General features: G+C 67.9%; 1 protein-coding gene. It reads right to left on the reverse strand.

What is annotated here, in order from left to right:
- Positions 1-498, reverse strand: a 498-nt coding sequence (locus tag VTU_RS28695) for a SwmB domain-containing protein (protein ID WP_040893292.1), incomplete at both ends; no start/stop codon positions are given.

The following is a 498-nucleotide window of genomic DNA, read 5'->3' on the forward strand; positions in this document are numbered from 1 at the left end:
GGCGCTATGGAACTCCGGGGGCGTGGTGTCTACTGGCGCTGGCGTGTTGTTGATGACGGCCCGGTCGCTGAAGTTTGCTGCGTCGTTGCCGACAGCGTCCTGCACCACGACGCCGGATTCGGGTTTGGTGTAGCTGACGGTCAGCGTCTCGCTGTTGGCCACGGCGCGGCTCAGCGTGAGCGTGACGGTCTTGGCCGTGGCGTTCACCACGGCGCTGCTCACGGTGATGGCCGCCGTGCCTGCGGCGGTGCCGACCGCATAGCCTGCGCTGCCCGCGAACGCTGCCGCGTCCAGGGTGCCCGCTTCGGTGTACGTGAGCACCAACTGGTTGCCGGTGACCACGGCGGTGCTGATCATCGGGGGCGTGGTGTCTGCTACCACGGGGTTTGCGCTGAAGTTCGCCGCATGGTTGCCGGCAGCGTCCTGCACCACGGCGCCAGATTCGGGCTTGGTGTAGCTGACGGTCACCGTCTCCGTTGCGGCCACGGTGCGGCTCAG

This window comes from Verminephrobacter aporrectodeae subsp. tuberculatae At4 (assembly GCF_000193225.1).
GTDB classification, from domain to species: Bacteria; Pseudomonadota; Gammaproteobacteria; order Burkholderiales; family Burkholderiaceae_C; genus Acidovorax; species Acidovorax aporrectodeae.